The organism is Streptomyces sp. G45 (assembly GCF_049542095.1).
Taxonomy (GTDB): domain Bacteria; phylum Actinomycetota; class Actinomycetes; order Streptomycetales; family Streptomycetaceae; genus Streptomyces.
The window spans coordinates 2,089,322-2,109,766 of the sequence record NZ_JBMUZU010000001.1 but is presented as its reverse complement, the minus strand read 5'-3'; the positions used below and the strand labels follow the sequence as shown (position 1 = coordinate 2,109,766).

Below are 20,445 nucleotides of genomic sequence, written 5' to 3'. Positions count from 1 at the left end.
TCAGTGAACTCGACCGCTCACCGCTTGGATTAGCTGGTGCGATATGGCTCGGGCGTGGGGAGCCCGAATCGGGTGCAAAGCTGCGTCACGTCAGAGAAGTCAACTGCGCGCGGGGTATATCCGGTGTGGCATCGCAGTGCCCACTCCGGGGCCTCACAGCGCACGGCCGTGTCGAGGATCTGGCCTACGCCATCGAGGTCGGCTGTAGTGAACTGATGGCCGTTCAGGACGCTCCCGTAGTGAATGACTCCGTGGGCGAGTTCCTCGTACAAGTGGAGATCGACTCGCAGGTGCTCACCATCGTGCAGCACGAAGTTCCATGGCCTGTCGCCGCCCCAAGGCAGTACGCGGTCGATGCCGAGCCGGGAAAACGCGGCGATCAACGGGTCAAGGTCAGCTGCTGGAAGCCAGAGGTCGAGGTCGGAATGTTCGCGGGTCTGCGTGCCCATCAGCGCGTCAACGGCCCATCCGCCACCGACACAGGATCGTGCTTTGTGAGCATCAAGCTCCGCGATCACTGACAACGCCGACTCAGCTGTCATGACGTGCTTGTGCATCCGCCGCTCCGATCTGCTCGCGGTCCTGTGAGCGATGACGCGGCGTGGTTGATGACCGCACGATCCCCGGCATGGTGCCTCACCGGACTCTACCGACTGCGGCAACGCCGTTCGAGAGATCTTGGTAGGCGTCATCGACTTGGCTGGGGGCGCTTTCAGAGAAATCGGCGGGATGGAGCTGGGCCGTGCTTTCCTCGGGCGGGTAGCGGGGGCGATCCATTCGTAGTGCGGCTCGAAGAGTACGGCGGTGACCAGCCGCGGCAGGGCGTCGTCGTTGGGGAAGACCTGGACGACGTCGGTCCTGCGTTTGGTCTCCTGGTTGATCCGTTCCAGCGGGTTCGTCGACTGGATCTTCTCCCAGTGCCGGGGTAGGGGAGACCGCGAACGCGGTCAGGTTCTCCTTCGCCTCCCGTAGCATCGCTTTGACCTTGGGGAACTGGGTGCCAAGCATGTCGGCGACGGTGTCGAGCTGGGTGCGCACGAGCTCCGCGGTGGGTTGGGTGAGGACCGTGCGGATCGTCGCGGCGGCCATCTCGCCGGGGCCCCGGTCGATCACACCCCGCGAGACGATCGGGTGGTTCACTCGCGCCCTGCGGTAGGTCGCGTCCAGGGAGACGTGGGGGGAGGTGTGAGGGAAGCGGACGTGGTCCAGCGGGCGGGTGCTGAACACGGTCAGCGGTTCGTCCAGCGCCGCACAGATCCGCGAGACCCTCCGACTTCGAGATGCCACTGTCCCCGCCCAAGGCTTTAACCAGGCCATCGACGCTGCGGGCGGAGACGCCGTGCACGGATGCCTCCGTGATCACGGCGTAGAGGGCCTGGTCGATGCGGCGCTGGCGTTCCAGCAGCGACGGGAAGAAGCAGCCGGTGCGGACCTTGGGGATCTCCAGTTCAGGTCACCGATCAGTGTGGTCAGTGCCTTCTCCCGGCGCCCGTTGCGGACATTGACCCGCGTCGATGTGTGCTCGTTCCACTCCGCGCAGACGTGGGCACTCGCTTCGGCCTCGATCAGCTCTGCGCCATCCGCGCGGCGATGGCGCGGATCAGCTCGATTCCGTCGGTCGAGCGGAGTGACTCCAGCAGCCGTATCAGCTCAGACTGGCTGTTCACCAAAGAGAGTTACGCGATGGCTCACCCCCTGTTCAGGGAGCGGTGCCCACCCGTGGAAGCGCGCCCCGGGCAGACGCCCGCTCACTGGCAGCCGCTGATCCCGTACATCACGACGAGGGACACGATCAAGTGCGGTACTAGCCGCCCCCATTCGTCGTCCGCAACGTCACCCCGTCCCGCACCGTAGCGACGGCCTTCCTCGCATCCCGTCACCGACCCGTCGGACAGGCTCTAGAGCCTGGGGGCTTGGAGTGTCCTTGGGGCTTTGGGCTTGGGGCTTGGAGGTTGGGGTGGGGTTCGGGGTGCTGCTGGCCGGGGTGGGGTGTCGCTTTCGGGAGGAGACGGGCGCGGGGGCTGCCTTGGAGGGTGCTCCGGGCTTGGGGTGTTGCGTTGGGTTCGGGGTGTAGCTCGGGTTAGAAGGCGTCACCAGGGTTGCAGAGGGTTTTCTGGGCTGGGGTGTCGCCTGGGTTAGGGAGTATCGCCTGGGTTAGGGGGTGTCGCTCGGGCTTGGGGCTTCACCTGAGTTAGAGGGCATAACCCGGGCCTGACGTGTCGCCCGGGGCCGGGGGTGTCACCCGCGTTAGAGGGGACCGCCTGGGTTGGAGGGAGCCACCTGAGTTAGAGGGATCCACCTTGGTTAGAGGGATCCACCTTGGTTAGAGGGCTTCACCCGAGCGGAAGGGATTCACCCGCGCCAGGGAAGGGATTCACCCGCGCCAGACAGCCTCACCCCCTGGAGATCACCGCCCCCACCCACGCCCCCACGATCAGCAGACACGCGTACAGCTCCACGAACACGCTCCAGCCCCCGCTGCGCAGCGCCGTCCGCACCGCCGTCGCCGCCTCCCCGTGCCCGCCCAGCCGCAGCCGCTCCGCCAGGTACATCCCGCCCACGAACCCAGGCGCGGCGCCCACGACCGGCAGTACGCAGAAGCCGACGAGCGCCCCCGCCCCGGCGTACGCCGCGAGCCGCCCCGACGCGCCGGACTCGCGCAGCCGACGCGGCGGGAGTTGCCAGCGCACCGCCTGGGATATCAGCAGCACCAGGGTCGCGCCCACCAGGACGCCCCAGGCCAGGCCGTGCGGGTCCTGGAGCGCCCACCACAGTGCCCCGGCCCACACCAGCCACGACCCGGGCACTCCGGGGACCAGTACCCCGCACAGGCCGAGCAGCATCACCACTCCGACGAGCCCGAGCTCCCACGCTCCCATCTGCCCAGGGTGCGGGATCGGCCGCGGAACCGCAGGTCGCGTTAGTCCTGGGCGGTCCGCTCCCGGCCCCCGCCCGGCGGTGGTCCCGGGCGGTTGCCGCTGCCCGCCTCGCGGGCCACCCAGCCCCGTTCGTACGCGTGCCAGCCGAGCTGGAGGCGGGTCGTCACGCCCGTGAGTTCCATCAGGCGCTTCACGCGCCGCTGCACCGTGCGCAGGCCGAGGTCGAGCTGTTTCGCGACGCTCGCGTCCGTCAGGCCCGCCAGCAGCAGCGACAGGACCTCCAGGTCCGTGCCGTCGGGCCCGTCAGGGGCACTCTCGCGCACCGCGCTCCCCCACCGTCCCCGGCGCCACCACCGTCCCCGGCGCCCCCGGCGCCCCCCGCCCCGCCCTCCCCGAGCCGCAGCGGCAGCGCCGTCCGCCATACCGCCTCGAACAGGCCGGTCAGCGACTCCAGGAGCCCGCTGGCGTGCACCACGAGCGCCGCGGGTTCCGCCGTCCGCGAGGTCAGCGGCACCATCGCGAGCGAGCCGTCCGCGACCACCAGCTTCGTCGGCACGCGGTCCACCACCCGCACCCGTTCGGCCCGGCGGAGCGCCGCAGCGATCTCCGCCAGGCCCGTGGGCGCGGCCAGCACCTCCCGCTCGACCACCACGCGGTAGGCGACGCCGCGGCTGGTGGCCTGTTCCTCGGCGTCGTTCTCCAGGCCCGTGACCGCGACCGGGCGGCCCGTCACGAGGGCGCACACCTCGCGGGTCGCGCCCAGCTGGAGCTGGAGGAAGCGCTGCGAGACGGCCGCGGCGCCCGTCACCACCTCCACCAGGTCGTGCACGCTGGGTTCGGCGGCGCGGGCCCGGTACTCCTCGGCCAGCAGCGTCGCCGCCAGCTCCGCCTTCTCCAGCTCGTGCCGGTGCTGGGTGAGCAGCGCGCCGAGCGCCACGCCCGGCGGCGCCGCCACCCAGCGGCCCGCCCGGCCCGACGCCTGCGCGGCCAGGCCGTGCCGCTCCAGACGGCGCAGCGCCCGCTCCGTCTCCGGCTCGCCCAGCGTGAGGCGGCGCGCCAGATCCGGTACGTCGGCGGCGCCCACCGACACCAGCGCGCGGTACGCCGACTCGTGCGTCTCGTCCAGACCTATCGCAGCCAGCATGCGGCGACGTCCTCCCCCGGCGGCCCACCTGGCGGGCCCCGTTCCCGCTCCTTCGTACGCGCGGCGGTCACGCGTGGCGGAAAGCTGCCACGGCGTGAACCCGCCGCGCACATCATCACCGCACCCACCGCCGGACGGCCAGACGGACCCCGCGCCGCCCCCGCCCCGGCCGTTGGAATTTCCGGATGCACCGTTTTCGTACGCCCTGTGCGGTGGACAATAGGGGCATGAGCCAGCAGGGGGACAGGCACACCGGTCGGAAGGACGACTGGTGGGGGCAGTTGTACGACGATGACCTGAACGACACGGGGCCCGCGGCCGCGGCGGACACTCTGGACGACCGCTTCGCCTCAGCCGCCGGAACGGTGGGCTCCGCCCCGGTTCCCGGCGCCTCGACCGACACCGGCGCCGCGGCCGACACGGCCACCGGCCCCGGCACCACGACCACGGCCGAAACCGGCCCCGGCCCAGGCCCAGGCCTCGGCGCCGCGGCCGACCCGGGCGGCGTGCCGGACCAGCGCCCCGTCCCCACCGACGAGCTGCGGCCCCGCCCGCCCGTCTCACCCCCGGCGCCACCCCCGCCACGCGGAACCCCGGCGCCCCCGGCCACACCCACCGAGGCCCAGCCCTCGGAGGCGCCCCCGCAGGCACCCCCGGATCCGGACCGCGACGGCACGACGGCGGCCCCCACCCAGCCGCCCCGGACACCGCCGCCGCCCCAGGTGTCCCAGGCACCCCAGACACCCGAGCCGCCCCAACCCACCCAGCCGCCCCGCCCACCCCGCTCACCCCGGCCAGAGGCGCCCCCCAGACACGGCCACGCCCCGGAGGCATCGGTTCCGCCCTCGGCGGGGGCCTCGCCCCCAGGCCCGGCCCGCCGCGCGGACGCCTCCTCCGCCCCCGCGGCACCACCCCCGGCACCCCCCTGGCCCCCCGTCCCCACCGGGACCCCGGCCGCCAGCCAGACGGGAGCCTCCACCGGCACGGCCCGCGCCGAGGCGTCCACCGACAGCTCGCCCCGGCCACCGTCCCCGGACCGCACGCCCCCACGGGCCGAGCCCCCCACCACCCCGGACCGCACACCCCCGCAGGCCGACCCACCCACCCCCGACCGGGCACCCGCCCCCACCGAGCCCCGCACCCCCACCCCACCCAACCGCCCCACCCCACCCAACCGACCCGCCAAACCCCCCACACCCCCCGCCTACCGCGCCCCCGCCCCCTGGGCCCCGCCCACCACCTCCACCTCCGGCCCGGTGACCTTCCCCGCGGCGGCCGCCGCCGAGGAGCCCCCCGAGCCCCCCGAGCCCACCGGGAGCGGCACGGCCAAGGCCCCGGCAGTGGCATCCGCCGCCGAGGGGCCCGCGTACGTGGGGACGGGCCGCCGACGTACGAGGCCGAGCCGACCGGGCTGCCCGTGGCCGACCCCGACGACCTGGACGGACTGGTCGCGGACACCGTGCTCGACGGCGCGCGGTACGGCACGTGCACGCTGCGCGCGGCGTCCGTGCGCGGCGACTCCGCGCGCTACCGGGGCGAGCCGCGCCGCGACGCCCTGCTCACCGCCCGCTTCGGCACCGGCGACGACGCGCTCATCCTGGTCGCCACGGCCACCGGCGCCCGCGCCACGCCGGGCGCGCACCGCGCGGCGGCCGACGCCTGCGCCTGGATCGCCCGCGCCGTGGGCCGCAGCCACGTGCGGCTCGCGCAGGACATCAGGGCGGCCCGCCGCGGCGACCTCAAGTCGGGCCTGCACCGGCTCACCGACCGCAGCCTCGGCAAGCTCCGCGCCCGCGCCGCCGAACTCGGCCTGGAACCGGAGGAGTACACGGCGACGCTGCGCTGCCTGCTGCTGCCCGCCGACCCGGAGTGCCGCACCCGGGTGTTCTTCGGCGTCGGCCCCGGCGGCCTGTTCCGGCTGCGCGGCGGCGAGTGGCAGGACATCGAGCCGCGCGTCGCCGACGCCACCGGCGAGGCCGTCGTCGGCTTCGGCTCGCCCCCGTCCGAGGCCGCGCCCTCAGCGCCTTCGGAGACCTCCGAGGGCGACCGGCTCACCATGGACCTCGGCATCACCACACCCCCGAGCCCCTACGAGCCCGCGCCCGCCCCGCCCCGCGACCCGTTCCGCTTCCGGGCCTCCGTCGCCCGCCCGGGTGACACGCTGCTGCTGTGCAGCGGCGGCCTCGCCGACCCGCTGCGCGGCGAGCCGGAACTGGCCGCGCACCTCACCCGCCGCTGGACCGGGGCGGCCCGCCCGGCACCGCCGCGTTCCTCAGCGACGTACAGGTGCGGGTCAAGGGATACGCCGATGACCGCACGGCCGTGGCCGTTTGGGAGGCGTGAGCGCCGCCGCTGTGAATTCATGGACCCATAGCGACCTAAGGGGTGCATGAAGACATGGCCAAGCAGAACGTCGCCGAGCAGTTCGTCGACATCCTCGTCCGCGCCGGGGTCAAGCGGCTCTACGGAGTGGTCGGCGACAGCCTCAATCCCGTCGTCGACGCGATCCGGCGGACCCCGGCGATCGACTGGATCCAGGTCCGGCACGAGGAGACCGCCGCCTTCGCCGCCGGAGCCGAGGCGCAGATCACCGGCACCCTCGCCGCCTGCGCGGGCTCCTGCGGCCCCGGCAACCTCCACCTCATCAACGGCCTCTACGACGCCCACCGCTCCATGGCCCCCGTCCTCGCCCTGGCCTCGCACATCCCGTCGTCCGAGATCGGGCTCGGCTACTTCCAGGAGACCCACCCCGACCAGCTGTTCCGCGAGTGCAGTCATTACAGCGAACTCATCTCCAACCCGAAGCAGATGCCGCGGCTGCTCCAGACGGCCATCCAGCACGCCGTCGGCCAGTCCGGCGTCAGCGTGGTGTCGCTGCCCGGCGACATCGCCTCCGAGCCCGCGCCCGAGAAGGCCGCCGAGACCGCCCTGGTCACCTCCCGCCCATCCGTGCGTCCCGGCGACGCCGAGATCGACAGGCTCGCCGCGATGATCGACGAGGCCGACAAGGTGACGCTGTTCTGCGGCAGCGGCACGGCGGGCGCCCACGCCGAGGTGATGGCCTTCGCCGAGAAGATCAAGTCCCCGTGGGCCACGCCCTGCGGGGCAAGGAGTGGATCCAGTACGACAACCCGTACGACGTCGGCATGAGCGGACTGCTCGGCTACGGCGCCGCCTACGAGGCCACCCACGAGTGCGACCTGCTGATCCTGCTGGGCACCGACTTCCCGTACAACGCCTTCCTGCCCGACGACGTGAAGATCGCGCAGGTCGACGTGCGGCCCGAGCACCTCGGGCGCCGCTCCAAGCTGGACCTCGCCGTGTGGGGCGACGTCCGCGAGACGCTGCGCTGCCTGACGCCCAAGGTGAGCCCGAAGACCAGCCGCCGCTTCCTCGACAAGATGCTGAAGAAACACGCCGACGCGTTGGAAGGCGTCGTCAAGGCCTACACCCGCAAGGTCGACAAGCACATCCCCATCCACCCCGAGTACGTGGCCTCCGTCCTCGACGAACTCGCCGACGACAACGCCGTCTTCACCGTCGACACCGGGATGTGCAACGTCTGGGCCGCCCGCTACATCTCGCCCAACGGCAAGCGCCGCATCATCGGCTCCTTCAGCCACGGCTCGATGGCCAACGCGCTGCCGCAGGCCATCGGCGCCCAGTTCATCGACCGCGGCCGACAGGTCGTGTCGATGTCCGGCGACGGCGGCTTCTCCATGCTGATGGGCGACTTCCTCACGCTCGTGCAGTACGACCTGCCGGTCAAGGTCGTCCTGTTCAACAACTCCTCGCTCGGCATGGTGGAGCTGGAGATGCTGGTCGCGGGCCTGCCGTCGTACGGCACCGGCAACCACAACCCCGACTTCGCGGCCGTGGCGCGGGCCGCCGGGGCCTACGGGGTGCGGGTGGAGAAGCCCAAGCAGCTCGCGGGCGCCCTGAAGGACGCCTTCCGGCACAAGGGGCCCGCCCTCGTCGACATCGTCACCGACCCCAACGCGCTGTCCATCCCGCCGAAGATCAGCGCCGAGATGGTCACCGGGTTCGCACTCTCCGCCTCCAAGATCGTCCTGGACGGCGGCGTCGGCCGGATGCTCCAGATGGCCCGCTCCAACCTGCGCAACGTCCCGCGCCCCTGAGCCGCCTACCCCAGCGGTCGCGCCCCCGCCCCGCCCCGTACCTCCCCGGTTGCGGACCGGGCCCGGCCCGTTCCGCCGCGGGGAGGACGGCACGGCGGGGCGGGCCTGCCTACGCTGGCCGCATGGTCACCGGTGCCGGACTCCGTCGGCGGCTGCCGCGCGGGCGCGTGGCGGACGCCACCCTGGCCTGCGCGGTGTTCCTGCCGGTGGCCCTCGGCAGCCTCTGGTCGCTGCTCGGCCCGCGGCACGAGCCGTGGGCCGTCACCGCCGTCGGCTGGGCGCTGATCACCGGCGCCTGCGGGGCGCTGTACTGGGCGCGGCGCGCCCCCGTGGCCGTCGCCGCGTTCGTCCTCGCCGCGACGGCCGCGTACTACCTGAGCAGCGACTACGACGGGCCGCTGCTGCTGGTGTTCATCGTCGCCCTGTACGTCGTCGCGGCCACGGGGCACCAGCGGGCGGCCCCCCTGCTCGCCGCCGTCGCCCTCGTCGGCACCGCGGCGGGCACCCTCGGCGGCAACCACGACGTGAACGGCGTCGCCCTGTTCATGCTGGCGGGCTGGCTCGTGGCCACCGTCGCGCTCGGCCGCCTGCGCCACGGCCGCCTCGCCTTCGCCCGGGAGGCCGAGCAGCGCGCCGCCACCGAGGAGCGGCTGCGCATCGCCCGCGAACTGCACGACGTCGTCGGCCACCACATCTCGCTCATCAACGTCCAGTCCGCTGCCGCCCTGCGCCGCCTGCGCAAGGACCCCGAGGGCGGCGCCGAACGGGCCGACGCCGCCCTCGACGCGATCAAGCAGTCCAGCAAGGAGGCGCTGCGCGAGCTGCGCGCCACGCTCGGCGTGCTGCGCCAGGCCGACGAGGCCGCCCCCACCGCGCCCGTGCCCGGCCTCGACCGGCTCGGTGACCTCGTCGACGCCGCCCGCCTCGCGGGCCTTCAGGTGCGCGTCCGCACCAGCGGCGAAACCGGCCCGCTGCCCACCGAGGTCGACCTGGCCGCCTACCGCATCGTCCAGGAGTCCCTCACCAACGTGGCCCGGCACGCCCACGCGGGCACCGTCACCGTCCACGTCGCCCACGCCCCCGGCCAGGTCACCGTGGAGATCACCGACGACGGCCGGGGCCCCACGGCAGGCCCCGGCAGCGGCATCAGCGGCATGCGCGAGCGCGCCCGCGCCCTCGGCGGCGAGCTGACCGCGGGCCCCGCCCCCGGCCGCGGCTTCACCGTCCGCGCCCGCCTCCCGTACCGGAACGGAGTACCCACACCGTCATGATCAAGGTCCTGCTGGTGGACGACCAGCGCCTGGTGCGCGCCGGGTTCCGCTCGATCCTGGAGGACGAGGACGACTTCCAGGTCGTGGGCGAGGCGGGCGACGGCGCCGAGGCCGTCACGGCCTGCCGCGCGCTGCTCCCCGACGTCGTCCTCATGGACATCCGCATGCCCGGCGTCGACGGCCTCCAGGCCGCCCGCGACATCGCCGCCGACGCCCGCCTCACCGCCGTCAAGGTCGTCGTCCTGACCACCTTCGACCTGGACGACTACGTGTACGGGGCGCTGCGCGCCGGAGCCGCCGGGTTCCTCGTCAAGGACACCGAACCGGAGGAACTGGTGCACGCGGTGCGGGTCGCGGCCCGCGGCGACGCGCTGATCAGCCCCACCGTGACGCGCCGCCTGATCGCCGAGTTCGCCGGGCGGGTCCGGGCACCGGAGCCCGGCCCGCGCCTGAAGGCCCTCACCGAGCGGGAGAGCGAGGTCATGCGCCTGGTCGCGGCCGGTCTGTCCAACGACGAGATCGCCGCCCGCCTGGTCCTCAGCCCCGCCACCGCCAAGACCCACGTCAGCCGCATCATGACCAAGCTGGCCGTCCGCGACCGCTCCCAACTGGTCGTCCTCGCCTACGAGTCGGGCATGGTCAGCCCCGCCTGGCTCACCGGGGAACACCCGCGGGCGCAACCACCGGGGTAGCCGCACGGGCCCCGCCACGACTCCTGGGGTACGGCGGGTGTCCGCCACGGGCCGACGCGCGGCGCCGCACCGCGCGCCGACGCTGTGGGCCATGAACACCTTCCGCACCCACCGGGACCGGTGACCCATGGCCCCGGACACCGACACCACCCCGCCCGCCCCGCCCACCCGGGCCGCCCGGGACCGCACGGGCGTCTTCGGCCGCGTCGCCGCCTGGTCCCAGCGCCACCGCGTCGCCGCCGTGCTCCTGTGGCTCGCCGTGGTCGCCGCGATCACCGTGGGCTCCCAGGCCGCGGGCAGCGCCTACCGCAACGACTTCACCCTGCCCGGCACCGACTCCCAGGCCGCCGCCGACCTCCTTCAGCGGCACGGCTCCGCGCAGGCCGGGGACAGCGTGCAGATCGTCTTCCGTGACCCCGACGGGATCCGCGGCGACCGCGCCGCCGTCACCGCGCTCCTGGAGCGCGTACGGGACCTGCCGAGCGTCACCGACGTCCGTACCCCCTACGCCGACGCCGCCGCCGTCTCCCGGGACGGCACCGTCGGCTACGCCACCGTCGTCCTGGACGGCAAGGCCGAGTCCGTCCCCAAGGACGACGTCACCCGGATCGTCGACACCGCCCGCGACGCCGCGGGCGGCGGACTGACCGTGGAGGTCGGCGGCGACGCCGTGCGCGCCGCCGAGGAGGAGGGCGGCGCCGCCGAGGGCGCGGGCATGCTCGCCGCGCTCGTCATCCTCGTCCTGCTCTTCGGGTCGGTGGTGGCGGCCCTGCTGCCGCTGGTCACCGCGCTGTTCGCGGTCGGCGGCGCCATCGGCCTGATCGCGCTCGCCTCGCACGCCTTCACCATCGCCGACTTCACCCCGCCCCTGATGACGCTGGTCGGCCTCGGCGTGGGCGTCGACTACGCGCTGCTGATCTTCTACCGGTACCGGCACGAACTCACCCACGGCGCCGACCGGGCGACCGCCGTGCGCACCGCCCTGGACGCCGCGGGCCGCACCGTGTTCTTCGCCGGGTGCACCGTCATCATCGCCCTGCTCGGCCTGGTCGCCCTCGGCCTCGGCTCCCTCCAGGGCGTGGCCCTCGCCGTCGCCCTGACCGTCCTGGTCACCATGGCCGCCTCACTCGTCCTGCTCCCGGCGCTGCTCGCCCTCTTCGGGCCCCGCGTCGAACGGCACGTCCGCAAGCGCGCCGCCCGCGACCTGGCCCGGGGCAGGCAGGAGGGGCGGCGCTGGCGGCGGCTCGCCACGGCCGTGCAGCGGCGGCCGCTGCCCGCGCTCGCCGCCGCCGTGGTGGCGCTGCTCGCGCTGTCCGCCCCGGCCCTCGGCATGCGCCTGGGCTTCGCCGACGCGGGCAACGACCCCGCCGCCACCACCAGCCGCAAGGCCTACGACCTGCTCGCCGACGGCTTCGGGCCCGGCTTCAACGGCCCGCTGCTCGTCGTCGCCCAGGGCGACCCCGGCTCCCTCGACGCCCTGCGCGCCGCCCTCGACCGCACCGACGGCGTCGCCGCCACCACCGAGCCGCTGCCCGCCAAGGGCGCCGACGTGGCCACCGTCATCGCCTTCCCCGAGACGGCGCCGCAGGCCACGGCCACCACCCGGCTCGTCCACGACCTGCGCGACGACGTGCTGCCCCGCCTCGCCGAGCGCACCGACGCCACGTACCTCGTCGGCGGGCCGACCGCCGCGGCGCAGGACTTCGCCGACTCCGTGTCCGCGCGGATGCCGCTGTTCGTCACCCTCGTCGTCGGCCTGTCCGCGCTGCTGCTGATGGCGGTGTTCCGGTCGCTGCTCATCCCCCTCAAGGCCGCCGTGCTCAACCTGCTGTCCATCGCCGCCGCGCTCGGCGCGATCACCCTGGTCTTCCAGCACGGCTGGTTCGGCGTGCGGCCGGGCCCCATCGAGTCGTTCGTCCCCGTGATGATCTTCGCGATCGTGTTCGGCCTCTCCATGGACTACGAGGTGTTCCTGGTGTCCCGCATCCACGAGGAGTGGGAGCGGACCCGGGACGCGGGGCTCGCGGTCCGCGAGGGCCTGGCCGCCACCGGCAGGGTCATCACGGCCGCGGCCGCCATCATGATCGTGGTGTTCGCCGCGTTCGTGCTCAGCCCGAGCCGGATGCTCCAGCAGTTCGGCCTGGGCCTGGCCGTGGCCGTTCTCCTCGACGCCCTCGTCATCCGCTGTCTGATCGTCCCGGCCGCGATGCGTCTGCTCGGGCCCTGCGCCTGGTGGCTGCCCCGCCCGCTGGCCCGCGTCCTGCCGAAGGTCTACCTGGAGCGGCCCCACTAGCGGGGCGCGCCCCGCCGGTGCTCAGGCGGGGCGCAGCCGCAGCGTCAGGATCTGGAACGGCCGCAGGTCGAGGGAGAGCCCGTGCGCTCCGGCGGGCGCCTCGCCCAGCGGCCGTTCCAGCAGGTCGGTGACCTCGGCCCGCAGCACGGGGAACCCCGTGGTCAGCGTGGCCCGCGCCCGCCCGCCCCGGGACTCGTAGAGCCGCACCACCACGTCGCCGCCGCGGTCCTCGGCGAGCTTCACCGACTCCACGGTGACGGCCGGGTCGTCGACCCGCACCAGCGGCGCCGCCTCCGGCGCGGGGGCGACGCGCAGCGGCAGGTTCAGGGCGAGGCCACCGGCGACCGCGTCCCCGGTCGACGCGCCGGGCTGCAGCGCGTACGCGAAGCGGTGCGTGCCGACGTCGGTGGCCGGGTCGGGGCTGTGCGGGGCGCGCAGCAGGGTCAGGCGCACGGTGGTGCCGAGCCCGTCGGCGTGCGCGGCCCGCGTCACGTCGTGCCCGTAGGTGGCGTCGTTGAGCAGCGCGACCCCGTACCCCTCCTCGGCGACCCGCAGCCAGCGGTGCGCGCAGATCTCGTAACGGGCCGCGTCCCAGCTGGTGTTGGCGTGCGTGGGCCGGTGCACGTGCCCGAACTGGATCTCCGCCGTGGACCGTTCGGCGTGCACGTCCAGCGGGAACGCCGCCTTGAGCACCTTCTCCGACTCGCGCCAGTCCACCTCCGTGACCACGTCGAGGCGGCGGCTGCCCGCCGCGAGCCGCAGCTCCTGCGTGATCCGCGAGCCGTCCCCGAAGGCCCGCACGACCCGCACCGACGCCCGCAGCGGCCCGTCCTCCACGAGCCGCACCGACTCGGCGTCCGCCAGGTCGGTGTGCCGGTGGCGGTAGTGCGGGTCGAGGTCCCAGGCGTCGTAGCGGGTGGGGTGGTCGGGGTGCAGCTGGAGCAGGTTGCCGCGGGCGCCGGGGGAGATGACCTCGCGGTCCCGCTCCAGGTCGCGTACGGAGCTGAGCAGCCCGTCGGCGTCGACGGTGACCCGCAGGTGCTCGTTGGTCAGGATGATCTCGCCGCCGGTCCGCGTCGCCGCGGTGACCTCGTCCCCGCCGCCCGCGCCCCCCTCGACGGCCAGGCGGCGGACGCCGAGCGGCCCGACGTCGACCCGGGTGAGGGCCCCGTCGTGCTCGACGACCTCGCTGCGGGCGTACGGGGAGGCGTTCAGGACGGACACCTCTCCGCCGCCCAGGTGCCGCACCGCCGCCGCGGTCAGCTCCTCCAGCTCGGCGAGCACCCGCGCGTACGTCTCGCGGGCCTCCCGGTGCACCCACGCGATGGACGAGCCCGGCAGGATGTCGTGGAACTGGTGCAGCAGCACCGTCTTCCAGATCCGGTCCAGCGCGTCGTACGGGTAGGCGTACCCGGGGTCCTTGAGCGCGGCCGCCGTGCACCACAACTCGGCTTCCCGCAGGGCGTGTTCGCTGCGCCGGTTGCCGCGCTTGGTCGCCGCCTGCGTGGTGTACGTCGCCCGGTGCAGCTCCAGGTACAGCTCGCCCGACCAGACCGGCGCCCGCTCCCCGTACTCCTCCTCGGCCGCCGCGAAGAACGCCGACGGCTTCTCGATCTCCACGCGCGGCGAGCCTTCGAGGGAGCGCAGCCTGCGGGCCCGCTCCAGCATCTCCCGGGTCGGGCCGCCCCCGCCGTCGCCGTGCCCGAACGGGACGAGCGAGCGGGTGGCGCGGCCCTTCTCGGTGAAGTTCCGCTCGGCGTGGGCCAGTTCGGAGCCAAGGAGCTGGGAGTTGTAGGTGTCCACGGGCGGGAAGTGCGTGAACACGCGGGTGCCGTCGATGCCCTCCCACCAGAACGTGTGGTGCGGCATCTTGTTGGACTGGTTCCAGCTCAGCTTCTGCGTGAGGAACCAGCGCACCCCCGCGAGCCGCGCCAGCTGCGGGAACGCCGCGCTGTAGCCGAAGGAGTCCGGCAGCCAGATCTCCTCGGTCTCGACCCCGAACTCCTCCTGGAAGAACCGCTTGCCGTGCACGATCTGCCGGGCGAGCGCCTCCCCGCCCGGCATGTTGGCGTCCGACTCCACCCACATCGAGCCGACCGGCGCCCAACTCCCCTGGGCGACCGCCTTCTTGATCCGCTCCCAGATGTGCGGCTGGTGCTCCTTGACCCACGCGTACTGCTGGGCCTGCGAGCAGGCGAAGACCAGCTCCGGATAGTCCCGCGCCAGCGCCGTCACGTTCGCGAACGTCCGCGACGCCTTGCGGACCGTCTCGCGCAGCGGCCACAGCCACGCCGAGTCGATGTGCGCGTGCCCGGCGGCCGACACGCGGTGCGCGCTGGCGTGGGCCGGGCGGGCGAGCACGTCGGCGAGCGCGGCGCGCGCGGCGGCGGCCGTGCCCGGCACGTCGTGCAGGTCGAGGGCGTCCAGCATGTCCTCGACGGCCCGCAGGATCTCGTGGCGGCGCTGCCGGGCCGGGTCCAGCTCGCCCATCAGCTCCGTCAGGACCTCCACGTCCAGGGTCAGGTGCCACACCTCCTCGTCCAGGACGGCGAGGTCGGCGGAGGCGAACCGGTACAGGGGCCGGTCGCCCGCGGTCAGGACGTCGCCGAGCGGCGTCGGCTCGAAGTCGCGCAGGACCGTCGGGTTGGCCGCCGCCTCCAGGAGCAGGCGCACGGGCTCGCCGCCGTGGGCGCGGGCGGCGATCGGCACGTAACGATTGCATGGGTGAATGCCCTTCAGGGGCACCCCCGAGGCGTCGTACACCAGGCCCTCCGCCTGGAAGCCCGGCCCCTCGCCGGTGAACCCGGGGTCCACCACCACCTCGACGCGCCGCCCCGCCCACTCCTTGGGCACCCGCCCTTCCAGCCGGAACCAGCTCGTCGACCAGGGCCGCCCCCACTCGGTTCCGGTCGCGAAGGGCTCGTAGGCGGCGGCCAGCGCCTCCCGCACCCCGACGGGCTCACCCGGCGCGTGCCACACGGACAGCGCGAGCGGCACCCGGGCGGGGTAGCGCGCGGGCCGGATGAACTGCCTGAGCGCGCGCTCGAGGCGCTCCTCCACCAGCGTTCGGTCGTCGTGCACGGCGGCTCCCTCACCTGGACGGTCCTCAGTGGTACTCGGCTTCACTTCCCCTCCACGCATCGGCGCATCCGTCCCGGAGGATGACCGTTGATTGACGAATCGACATGAGTGCCACGAAGCGTGACGGGCATGCATCCCGTGAGTGCGTTCGAGCAAGAGCCCGGGCAGGGAGGCCTGGGCGCGTCGTCTGACGGGCGGGGATCATGTCGAGACAGGTACCAGGAGGTGCCGCAGTCGAATGGCGGTCGCCTTCGCCGCAACGGGAGGACGAATCGGTCGACGGGATACGCGATGACGGAACACGCGGTGCCGGGCCGCGCGAGCACGGCACGCGCGACGACGGCAGGCGCCAGCTCCGGCGCCGCCTGGGGCGCTCCGATCTGCGGGCGGTGTCCGAGGTCCGCGGGGCGCTGCGCGATCTGCTGCGGAACTGGGGCAGGCCGGGAAAGTCCGAGGTGGCCGAGCTGCTCACCAGCGAACTCGTCACCAACGCGCTGGTGCACACCGACCGGGACGCGGTCCTGACCGCCACCGTGGGGCCGCGGGGGCTGCGCGTGGAGGTACGGGACTTCGTGGGGCGGCGGCCGCGGGTGCGGGCGCCGGACGTCGGTGACGGGACGCACGGGCGGGGGCTGATGCTGGTGCAGTCCCTGGCGGACGCGTGGGGGGTGCGGGCCCACGGGGTGGGGAAGGTGGTGTGGTTCGAGCTGGACGGCGGGGCGGCCTGATCCCTCGCGGGCGCGCCCCGGTCCCGCCCCTTTCCCGAGGCCAGGGGCTGCCGCCCCTGGCACCCCGCCTCATCGCCGCCGCGCGGCGCTTCCTCACGAGCCGGACGGGCTCACCTCAACCGAACTGCTGCTCCAAGTCCTTGAGCTTCTGTTCCAGCGTGTCGAGACGCGGCAGCGTCTGGGTGTCGTCCTCGGCGGTGAGGTCGACGGTCACGGTCGGCCCCTGCTGGCCGGGTTCACTGCGTACGGCCTGGAGGGAGGGCCGGGACCGGACGGGCAACTGCTCCGGCGCCGCCGCCACTATGGCGGGGTCCGCGCCGACCTGCGCGGACCCCGGCGCCGACGCCACCGCCGCGACGTCCACCTGACGGCCGCCGCGCCCGTGGTACCGGCGGCCCCGGCTGATGGCCTTCAACTGGGCCCGCTCCAGCTTCTCCTTGTCGCGCCGACGGGTCCGTGCCTGCTCCTTCTCGCGCCGGTCCTCGCGCACCTCCTCGACGGCCTCGTCGAGGGTGCGGACGCCTTCGAGGAGCATCAGCGACCAGGCGCCGAAGGTCTCGCGGGGCGCGCGCAGCCACCGCACGATGCGGATCTGCGGCAGCGGGCGCGGCACCAGGCCCTGTTCGCGCAGGGCCGCGCGGCGGGTCTGCTTCAGAGCCCGGTCGAACAGGACCGCCGCCGACAGGGACATCCCCGCGAAGAACTGCGGGGCACCGGCGTGGCCGATGCCCCGGGGCGCGTGCACCCAGTTGAACCAGGCGGCCGCCCCCGCGAACGTCCACACCAGGAGGCGGGAGCCGAGGGCCGCGTCACCGTGGCTGGCCTCGCGCACCGCGAGGACGGAGCAGAACATCGCGGCCCCGTCGAGGCCGAACGGCACCAGGTACTCCCAGCCGCCCGACAGGTTCAGGTTCTGCCTGCCGAAGCCGACCAGGCCGTGGAAGGAGAGGGCGGCGGCGACGGCCGCGCAGCAGAAGAGCAGGACGTACGAGGCCGTGCCGTAGAGGGCCTCCTTGCGCCTGCGGCGCTCCTCGCTGCGCTCCCAGGAGTCCTCGGCGACGGCCGCCTTCGCCTGGGCCTTCCTGCCCCGCGCGAGCACCGCCACCGCCACCGCCAAGCCCAGGAGCAGGACGGCGCCGGGGAGCAGCCAGTCCAGCGATATGTCGGTCAGTCTCATCTGGGGTCCCTTGCGTCGCGGTAGGGCGTTTCGGGCGCCATAGTGACCCACGCCCGACGGCGCACAAGGGGTTTTCCGGCAAGAGGCCGCCAAGGGGGTGGTGCGGGCCGCGAAGAGCGCCGTTTCGTTCGAACTGGTGCCTAAGGGGCGTTAGTTGAGTTCGATTAAACGTGCGCGAAGGGGTGGTTGCGGGTGGCGGGAGGGCCCGCGGGCGGGTGGGCGGTCCGGTGTCCGGGGCCGCGTCAGGCGGTGGCCGCGAGCCGGGCGACGCGGTCCGCGTCGCACATCCGCGGGCAGGTGACGCAGGTGTCCTCGGGGCGCAGCGTGTAGAACATGCAGCAGCTCGCGCGGTCGCGGGTCGGCAGCTTCTCGCCGTTCGGCCCGGTGAGTTCGCGGAACGCGGCCGTGCCCACGTACGGCTTGGTGGTGCCCGGCAGCAGGCGCTCCAGCTCGGCCGTCGCCCGCTGCTCCTCGCCGAGCAGGTGGGCCACGTACCAGATGCCCTCGACGATCTCGTCGGTGGCGATGGCCCACAGCGCGCGCCCGCGGCGCCGCATGCGGGGGCCGAAGCCGTCGAGGAGGGGGGCCAGGTGCTCGGCGACCGCGGCCCGCACCTCGGCGCGCAGGGCCTCCTCGTCCGGCACGACGCGGGCGCCGGGCAGGGCCGCCGCCGGGTCGTCCGGGAGGCAGGCGAAGGCGGTGGTCCTGACGGCCATCTTGCCGAGGGCCCGCTGGAAGGCGACGTGCTCCACGGGGTAGCGCGGAACGCGGCGGTGCAGGAACCACGGCACGGTGAACAGCAGGCAGGCGGGCCAGGCGTACCGGTGCAGGGCGAAGCTCGCGACCACGTCGGGGCGGGCCCGCTGCCCGTAGTCCTTCAGGACCTGCGCCTCGTCCCAGGCGAGGAACGCCTCGAAGTCGGGCCCGGCCTCCGCGAGCCGCGCCGCGGTGACCCAGCCGCCGCCCCGCGGGGCCTGTTCGTCCTCGGCCAGCTCCTGGATGCGCAGCCCCGGGAACACCTCGGTGAGCCGGGCGTAGGCGCCCGCGACCGGGCTCTGGGCGCGCTCCGTGTGCGGGGCGCCGGAATCCAGGGTGGGAACGGACATGCGCGGGGACCGCCGAATCACGATCGATTGCAGGTAAGCCTTACCTTACCCGACATGATCGAGGTTTCAACTGCGGTCCGGTCCGCCTAAGGTGCTTCTCGTATGGTTCGGATCGTACGTTTTCGATCCGGGCGCCGACGGGTGGGACGACGGGCGGGACGCGGGAGGCGACCAGTGGAGCGGGCCAGAGCGCACGAGGGGGGCACCCCCGCCCGCTGCGCCACCGCGCGCATTCCGGAGCAGGCGTCGGCCGCGGTGCGGCGTACGTCCGTGCGGGGGCAGGTCCTGGACGCCCTGCGGGCGGCGCTCGTGGAGGGGGAGCTGGAGCCCGGCGCGGTGTACTCCGCGCCCGCGCTCGGCGAGCGGCTCGGGGTGTCGGCGACGCCCGTGCGCGAGGCCATGCAGCAGCTCGCCGTCGAGGGCGCCGTGGAGGTCGTCCCCAACCGCGGGTTCCGGGTCGCCCGGCGCGGCCCGCGCGAGCTGGGCGAGCTGGCCGAGGTGCGGGCGCTCATCGAGGTGCCCGTGGTGCTGCGGCTCGCCGGGTCGGTGCCCGCCGCGCGGTGGGGCGGGCTGCGGCCGCTGGCCGAGGCGACGGTCGCGGCGGCGGCCGGGGGCGACCGGGCCGCGTACGCCGAGGCCGACCGGGCCTTCCACCGGGCGCTGCTCGGGCTCTGTGGCAACGAGCAGCTCGTGCGGGTCGCCGACGACCTCCACCGCCGCTCCCAGTGGCCCCTCGGCGCCGGTCCCGGCCCGGACCTCGCCGCCGACGCGGCGGAGCACGTGGTCCTGCTGGACGCGCTGGCGGAGCGCGACCTCCCGGCGGTGCGGGCCCTGCTGCGCCAGCACTTCGCCCCGGACGACGCCGGACGGGCCGGGAGCGGCCTGCCCGGCGTGTGAGGCCGAGGCCGTGTGAGGCCGAGGCGCGGAGCACCGACCGGGCGGGGGCGAAGGGGCGGGGCGCCACCCGCGCGGGTCAGGTCGCCGGGGAGGTCAGGCCGCCGGGGGCAGGCCAGGCTGCCGGGGAGGCCAGGCCGCCGGGGAGGTCAGGCCGCCGGGGCCGGAGGGTCCAGCTGGGGGGCCAGCCAGGAGGGCACGCCGCCCAGGAGGCGGAACAGCCGCGCGGCCTCGGCCCGCAGGCGCGACGCCTCCGGCTCGGGCTCGGCGTCGGCCAGCGCGGCGAGCGCCGGGGCCGTACCCACCAGGAACCCCAACTCCTCCCGCAGCCGCAGCGATTCGGCGAACCCGTGCCGCGCCTCCGCCAACTCCCCTTCCCGCAGGGCGAGTCCGGCGAGGTGCCGCCAGGTGAAGGAGAGCAGCAGGGAGTCGCCGTGCGCCGTGGCGCCCGCGTGCGCCCGGCGGTACGCGGCGCGGGCCGCCTGCGGTGAGTCCGCCAGGTGCTCGGCCACAAGCCCGCGCCGGTAGTCGAGGAGGGGCCGCCCGGGGGAGCCCGGCGCGAGCAGCGCGGCGGCCCGCCCGAGCGCGGTGCGCGCCTCGTCGGCCCGGTCCCTGACGTTCAACACCGTGGCGGCGTACGCGAGTTGACCGCGCTCGCAGGCGGCGCAGCCCCGGTCCTCGTCGTCCGAGGCGAGCGCCTCCGCGGTGCGCAGCCCGTCCTCCGCCTCCGCCCAGCCCTCGCCGGTGAACAGACAGCGCTCGACGAGGAGCGAGGTTCTCTGGAGCGCGGGCGCCGGTCCCTCGCGGGTGGCGAGCAGCGCGGCGGCGTCGGTCCAGCAGCCGCGCGAGCGCAGCCGCCATACCGCGGTCTGGAGTGGATCGTGCCCTGAGTCAGTTCCGGTACCAGACATGGCGGTATGCGCCACGTTGCCCTCCCCTAGCGCACCATTGAGCTGTTGAGTCGTGGGCGAATCTCAGCATGGATCGGCGCGCCGGGCCAAGGGGCTGGGTGAAAGATTTCACAAACCTGGGGGATGGCCC

At 74.2% G+C, this 20,445-nt stretch carries 12 protein-coding genes and 3 pseudogenes; 7 read left to right on the top strand and 8 right to left on the bottom strand.

Annotated features, from left to right (window positions below; all coding sequences use genetic code 11):
• Nucleotides 1-29 precede the first annotated feature (29 nt).
• The 4 genes and pseudogenes from ACOBQU_RS08455 to ACOBQU_RS08440 form a co-directional block, all read right to left on the bottom strand.
• Nucleotides 30-557 (bottom strand): nucleotidyltransferase domain-containing protein, encoded by a 528-nt coding sequence (locus tag ACOBQU_RS08455; protein ID WP_423625435.1) that lies wholly within the window; start codon nucleotides 555-557, stop codon nucleotides 30-32.
• Between the two features lie 79 nt (nucleotides 558-636).
• A pseudogene (locus tag ACOBQU_RS08450) lies at nucleotides 637-1,670 on the bottom strand (transposase).
• A 723-nt stretch (nucleotides 1,671-2,393) separates the two neighbouring features.
• Nucleotides 2,394-2,879, bottom strand: coding sequence for a DUF456 domain-containing protein (locus ACOBQU_RS08445; protein ID WP_423625433.1), 486 nt, complete (start codon nucleotides 2,877-2,879; stop codon nucleotides 2,394-2,396).
• A 41-nt stretch (nucleotides 2,880-2,920) separates the two neighbouring features.
• Nucleotides 2,921-4,023: pseudogene (locus ACOBQU_RS08440) on the bottom strand (helix-turn-helix domain-containing protein).
• A 1,417-nt stretch (nucleotides 4,024-5,440) separates the two neighbouring features.
• Between ACOBQU_RS08440 and ACOBQU_RS08435 the strand changes: the two are divergent.
• From ACOBQU_RS08435 to ACOBQU_RS08415, 5 genes and pseudogenes are all read left to right on the top strand, one after another.
• On the top strand, nucleotides 5,441-6,397 hold the full coding sequence (locus ACOBQU_RS08435; protein WP_423625431.1) for a protein phosphatase 2C domain-containing protein: 957 nt from the start codon (nucleotides 5,441-5,443) through the stop codon (nucleotides 6,395-6,397).
• A gap of 23 nt (nucleotides 6,398-6,420) precedes the next feature.
• Nucleotides 6,421-8,162: pseudogene (locus tag ACOBQU_RS08430) on the top strand (pyruvate dehydrogenase).
• 122 nt (nucleotides 8,163-8,284) lie between these two features.
• Nucleotides 8,285-9,433, top strand: a complete 1,149-nt coding sequence (locus ACOBQU_RS08425) for a sensor histidine kinase (RefSeq protein WP_423625429.1) — start codon at nucleotides 8,285-8,287, stop codon at nucleotides 9,431-9,433.
• A complete protein-coding gene (locus ACOBQU_RS08420) occupies nucleotides 9,430-10,125 on the top strand; it encodes a response regulator (RefSeq protein WP_423625427.1) in 696 nt (231 codons plus the stop codon). The genes ACOBQU_RS08425 and ACOBQU_RS08420 overlap by 4 nt, the downstream gene beginning before the upstream one ends.
• A 127-nt stretch (nucleotides 10,126-10,252) precedes the next feature.
• Nucleotides 10,253-12,418 (top strand): MMPL family transporter, encoded by a 2,166-nt coding sequence (locus ACOBQU_RS08415; RefSeq protein WP_423625425.1) that lies wholly within the window; start codon nucleotides 10,253-10,255, stop codon nucleotides 12,416-12,418.
• 21 nt (nucleotides 12,419-12,439) lie between these two features.
• Here ACOBQU_RS08415 and ACOBQU_RS08410 read toward each other — a convergent pair whose 3' ends face one another.
• Nucleotides 12,440-15,499, bottom strand: coding sequence for an alpha-mannosidase (locus tag ACOBQU_RS08410; protein WP_423625423.1), 3,060 nt, complete (start codon nucleotides 15,497-15,499; stop codon nucleotides 12,440-12,442).
• Between the two features lie 203 nt (nucleotides 15,500-15,702).
• Here ACOBQU_RS08410 and ACOBQU_RS08405 point away from each other — a divergent pair, with 203 nt between their 5' ends.
• Nucleotides 15,703-16,227, top strand: a complete 525-nt coding sequence (locus ACOBQU_RS08405) for an ATP-binding protein (RefSeq protein WP_423625421.1) — start codon at nucleotides 15,703-15,705, stop codon at nucleotides 16,225-16,227.
• 115 nt (nucleotides 16,228-16,342) lie between these two features.
• On the opposite strand, the gene ACOBQU_RS08400 is transcribed toward ACOBQU_RS08405, so the two are convergent.
• Together ACOBQU_RS08400 and ACOBQU_RS08395 are read right to left on the bottom strand one after the other, a co-directional pair.
• Complete coding sequence (locus ACOBQU_RS08400) at nucleotides 16,343-17,404, bottom strand: DUF2637 domain-containing protein (RefSeq protein WP_423625419.1); 1,062 nt, start codon at nucleotides 17,402-17,404, stop codon at nucleotides 16,343-16,345.
• Nucleotides 17,405-17,646: 242 nt separating this feature from the next.
• Complete coding sequence (locus ACOBQU_RS08395) at nucleotides 17,647-18,510, bottom strand: (2Fe-2S)-binding protein (RefSeq protein WP_423625417.1); 864 nt, start codon at nucleotides 18,508-18,510, stop codon at nucleotides 17,647-17,649.
• Nucleotides 18,511-18,684: 174 nt separating this feature from the next.
• Between ACOBQU_RS08395 and ACOBQU_RS08390 the strand changes: the two genes are divergently transcribed.
• On the top strand, nucleotides 18,685-19,407 hold the full coding sequence (locus tag ACOBQU_RS08390; protein ID WP_423625415.1) for a GntR family transcriptional regulator: 723 nt from the start codon (nucleotides 18,685-18,687) through the stop codon (nucleotides 19,405-19,407).
• Nucleotides 19,408-19,553: 146 nt separating this feature from the next.
• On the opposite strand, the gene ACOBQU_RS08385 is transcribed toward ACOBQU_RS08390, so the two are convergent.
• Nucleotides 19,554-20,315 (bottom strand): hypothetical protein, encoded by a 762-nt coding sequence (locus ACOBQU_RS08385; protein WP_423625413.1) that lies wholly within the window; start codon nucleotides 20,313-20,315, stop codon nucleotides 19,554-19,556.
• Between the last annotated feature and the right edge of the window lie 130 nt (nucleotides 20,316-20,445).

Excerpts from the sequence above, each read along its gene's own strand:
- ACOBQU_RS08455 (WP_423625435.1), bottom strand. The coding sequence starts at position 557 with ATGCACAAGCACGTCATGACAGCTGAGTCGGCGTTGTCAGTGATCGCG.
- ACOBQU_RS08445 (WP_423625433.1), bottom strand. The coding sequence starts at position 2,879 with ATGGGAGCGTGGGAGCTCGGGCTCGTCGGAGTGGTGATGCTGCTCGGC.
- ACOBQU_RS08425 (WP_423625429.1), top strand. The coding sequence starts at position 8,285 with ATGGTCACCGGTGCCGGACTCCGTCGGCGGCTGCCGCGCGGGCGCGTG.
- ACOBQU_RS08420 (WP_423625427.1), top strand. The coding sequence starts at position 9,430 with ATGATCAAGGTCCTGCTGGTGGACGACCAGCGCCTGGTGCGCGCCGGG.
- ACOBQU_RS08415 (WP_423625425.1), top strand. The coding sequence starts at position 10,253 with ATGGCCCCGGACACCGACACCACCCCGCCCGCCCCGCCCACCCGGGCC.
- ACOBQU_RS08405 (WP_423625421.1), top strand. The coding sequence starts at position 15,703 with ATGTCGAGACAGGTACCAGGAGGTGCCGCAGTCGAATGGCGGTCGCCT.
- ACOBQU_RS08400 (WP_423625419.1), bottom strand. The coding sequence starts at position 17,404 with ATGAGACTGACCGACATATCGCTGGACTGGCTGCTCCCCGGCGCCGTC.
- ACOBQU_RS08395 (WP_423625417.1), bottom strand. The coding sequence starts at position 18,510 with ATGTCCGTTCCCACCCTGGATTCCGGCGCCCCGCACACGGAGCGCGCC.
- ACOBQU_RS08385 (WP_423625413.1), bottom strand. The coding sequence starts at position 20,315 with ATGTCTGGTACCGGAACTGACTCAGGGCACGATCCACTCCAGACCGCG.